Below are 3,440 nucleotides of genomic sequence, written 5' to 3'. Positions count from 1 at the left end.
CCCTCACCCCAGGCGGCCGTGGCGTAGGTGATACCGGTCGCGGTCAGGGCCGCGGCGGCCGCGACGCCTGCGGTAATGGCAGAAGAACGGGACATGATCATGTCGTTTTTGCTCCTTCTCCGAGAAACCGGCCTTGACGGCCGACGTGTGATTGAACGTACCGACGGCCCCCAGAGCCGTCATTTCGGAGGTATCGGAAGGACCGGCGCCTGGGAGCCGAACGGGGTACTCAGGACGCCTGCATGCCCGACTCCCCAATTTCTGACGACACGTCAATCCTTTGTGAGAACCGGGCATATCGGTGATCGACTAGGCCTTCAAGGTGATCTCTGACGCCTGCTCACCCATGCGGCAGCGGGTCGCCTGGAACCGCCGGCACGATGGGCTCAGGCCTACCGGGACAGGCGGGCCGCAGACCGGATCACGGCAGCAACCCTGCCTCACCAGGGACTTGTGCCCATGACGTCCGCCATCCGGCGTAGACCGGACCAGCGTGCTGTGGTCAGGGGCCGTTGTGCTGTGCGCTGCCCGCTGATCGCCGCGTCTCCCCGTGGTTTCCCGCTCGATCGGGCACGGGTGGGGCACGCCCGAGGCCCTGCACGGGGACCCCTCGATGCGAACTACGGGCGGGGCGGTCGCTGAGGTCCGCTGTGCCGGCCGGCAAGGTGTCTGACGTTGGTGGCGGTCAGCTCCGGCCATCCCGCTTGCTGCACTTCACTGCCGTACAGCAGGGGCCGCTCAACCGCTTGAGCCGTCGACGCGGACACCATCAGCGACCGCGCGAGTATGCAGCTGTGCGCCATCGTTCTCACACGACGTACGAGACGGTCAGGACGGCGACCGCGAGGGAAAGCATCCCCAGGCAGTTCAGCCAGAACTCCTGCCGGAGGAACCGTGCCCGGATGTGGGCGTAGACGGCACACAGAAAGTAGGCGACAACCCCGACGTTCGTCGCGAGCCCGATCCCGTCGTACGCCAGTCCAGCGACAAGACCTGCCGCGGCGAGCAGCTTGATCACGACGAGTGCCCACCACCATTCGCGGGGCAGGCCCACCCCGTCGAGGCAGCCCTGGATGAAGGCCGGTGGACGGATCGACAGCAATGCGTCAACAAGCAGGGCGAGGGCAAGCAGTGCCGTGGGCCACCAAAGACTCGGGACGTGGAACATCATTTCTCCGGTCGGTTCACGATGAGGCTGACGACGTCGCGAAACTGCTCGCGCCCGACGTCATCGGAAAGCGCCCCGTTCGACACCGTCATCAGGATGCCGAGGTAGGCGAAGTAGATCGATCGGGCTGCCCTGCCCGCATGGGCCTCGTCGTGCCCGGCTCGGGAGAGCACCTGCTGGATCTCGCCGATCAGGGTCGGTCCGAGGTTCTGGAAGATCGCAGAGTCGTGTCGGCCACGCACGATCGTCGCCGCGTATTCGCGCGACAGCCCGAGGTCGAGCGCGAAGTAGTCGACGAACGGTTCGATCAGCGCGATGACGTCGTCGACCGTGTCGGCCGACGGCTGTTCGGATCGGGCTCGGTCGCGTTCTCGGTGCACGGCATCGATCCAGCCGTCGAAGATCTCAACGAGCAGCCCATGCTTGTCGCCCACCGCCATCACGCTGCCGGCGCTGAGCCCGGCCTCGGCGGCGATCTGCCGGACGGTCGTCGCGTCGAAGCCCTGCTCGCGGAAAAGTCGCTCCGCGGCTGCGAGCACCTTCTCCCGCGAGAGCTGACGCCGCTCCGCACGGGACTGAACAGGTTCACTGAACATGTTCACTGAACCTAGTGCGGACTTGGCGGGATGACAACCGCTCGACGAGTGGATGCAGGGAGTGGGCAGTTGAGATGGTCGGCGGTTGACGGGGTCTCAAGGGCCGAGTCAAGTCGCTCAGCGGTCTTGAGAACCGTCGTGGCGGCGATGTCGCCGTGGGTTCAAATCCCACCGCCTCCGCGCTGAGCGCAGCAGAAACGGCCCCTGGCCAGGTCATACGGTCAATGGTCGGACTGACCGACAAGAAGGGCGTTTTGGGTTATTTGCTCACCTTTTGCTGTTTTTGTTGCTCGTGACCCACGGCGGGTGGAAACCCGCCGTACGACGGACAAGCAGCCTTGCTCTGCCGACGCCGGAAGCGCGCCTTGCCGCGCTGCGTGCAGACGGGGTCCATTCCCGCCTTTTCGGGATGCTCGACAGGGGAGAAACCATGCCCAGTCCCAAAGCAGTTGCGGTCACCGTGTCAGTCGTCGCCGCGGCAGTACTGTCGCCGGGCACCGCGCTCGCGGCGTCCAGCCCCTCGCCGCAGGACATCACCTGGATGAAGACGTCCGCCGCAGGAGACCTGTTCGAAATCCAGGGCGGGCGCATGGCCCAGACCCATGCCCACAGCGCTGCTGTCAAGCAGTTCGGCGCCCGGCTGGTGGCCGACCACACCAAGTCGCTCGGGAGCATGAAAAAGCTCGCCGCACAGATGAAGGTCACCCTTCCGACCGCTCCGGACAGCAAGGAACGCGCCGAGCTGGCGCGGCTGTCCTCCCTGCACGGGGCCGCGTTCGACAAGCAGTACGTGAAGACGGAGATCAGCGACCACAAGATGGACATCTCCGACGCCAAGAAGCAGATCTCCACCGGCAGCAACCGGCAAGTGATCAACGAGGCGCGCAAGGACCTGCCTGTCCTCCAGGCCCACCTGAAGCTCGCCGAGCAGACGCAGTCCAAGGTCGGGTAAAGGTGCGGCCTGCCGCCGCCGCAGAGGGCGCGCGCTGATGAAAGCCACGACGAGGCACCTCGACATGGCACACCGCACCGGGACGGTGCCGCGAGCCACCTGGGCGACCAGGTGGGCGGGGGCGCTGCTGTGTCTCGCGGTGGCCGTCATCCACGTGCTGGACCAAGGCGGCGTCACGGTGACACGGGACCCCTACTACGTCGGCGTGGCCTACCACGTCCTGGAGGTCGCTGCCGTGGTCGCCGCCGTGCTGCTCCTCGCCGGTCTCGTCCGGGCGGGGTGGCTGCTGGCGATCGGGGTCGCTGTCGGTCCCCTGCTGGGCTACATCCTCTCCAGGGGGCCGGGCCTGCCCGACTACAGCGACGACATCGGCAACTGGACGGAGCCGCTCGGGCTGGTCAGCCTGGCCGTCGAAGGGGCCCTGCTCCTGCTGTCGGTTCCGCTCTTCCTGCGGAGCGTGCGCCGTAGGACCTTGGCGTAGGACCTTACGGCCGGTGGCCCGTCAGGCGCGCCGCTGAGGCGATGGTGGCGCGGGCCTCGTGTTCGGTCAGGCCGGTGCGCAGGGCCGCGTCGACCAAGGGGGCGGCCAGGGCGGGGCCGATGCCGTTCTCGTAGGCGCGGCAGGCGGCCCAGAACAGGCGGGTGTTGCGCTGGCCCTCGTGGGCGCCGAGGACGAACTGCACCAGTCCCTGGCCGTGCCGGCCCGCCGAGGCCGGCGAGGGGT

The 3,440-nt window shown here is 67.3% G+C and carries 4 protein-coding genes, 1 tRNA gene and 1 pseudogene; 3 read left to right on the top strand and 3 right to left on the bottom strand.

Annotated features, from left to right (window positions below; genetic code table 11):
• Nucleotides 1-808 precede the first annotated feature (808 nt).
• Together C1I97_RS33600 and C1I97_RS33595 are read right to left on the bottom strand one after the other, a co-directional pair.
• Entirely contained in the window at nt 809-1,171 is a 363-nt protein-coding gene (locus C1I97_RS33600) for a DoxX family protein (protein ID WP_258382864.1), read from the bottom strand.
• Nucleotides 1,168-1,764 carry a TetR/AcrR family transcriptional regulator gene (locus C1I97_RS33595; protein WP_111006800.1) on the bottom strand — a complete coding sequence of 199 codons (597 nt, stop codon included), beginning with the start codon at nt 1,762-1,764 and terminating at the stop codon, nt 1,168-1,170. The genes C1I97_RS33600 and C1I97_RS33595 overlap by 4 nt, the downstream gene beginning before the upstream one ends.
• Nucleotides 1,765-1,814: 50 nt before the next feature.
• On the opposite strand from C1I97_RS33595, the gene C1I97_RS40310 reads away from it, so the two are divergent.
• From C1I97_RS40310 to C1I97_RS33585, 3 genes are all read left to right on the top strand, one after another.
• A tRNA-Ser gene (locus tag C1I97_RS40310) sits at nt 1,815-1,944 on the top strand.
• Nucleotides 1,945-2,194: 250 nt separating this feature from the next.
• Nucleotides 2,195-2,716, top strand: a complete 522-nt coding sequence (locus tag C1I97_RS33590; RefSeq protein ID WP_181447026.1) for a DUF4142 domain-containing protein — start codon at nt 2,195-2,197, stop codon at nt 2,714-2,716.
• Nucleotides 2,717-2,753: 37 nt separating this feature from the next.
• Nucleotides 2,754-3,197, top strand: coding sequence for a hypothetical protein (locus tag C1I97_RS33585; RefSeq protein WP_258382863.1), 444 nt, complete (start codon nt 2,754-2,756; stop codon nt 3,195-3,197).
• Nucleotides 3,198-3,201: 4 nt separating this feature from the next.
• Here C1I97_RS33585 and C1I97_RS33580 read toward each other — a convergent pair.
• Nucleotides 3,202-3,440 (bottom strand): annotated as a pseudogene (locus tag C1I97_RS33580) (bifunctional DNA primase/polymerase); the annotation flags it as partial.

Source organism: Streptomyces sp. NTH33, assembly GCF_003236365.1.
Classification (GTDB): Bacteria; Actinomycetota; Actinomycetes; order Streptomycetales; family Streptomycetaceae; genus Streptomyces.
Note: the sequence above shows the minus strand (reverse complement) of the source record. Positions and strands in the feature narration are given on the sequence as shown.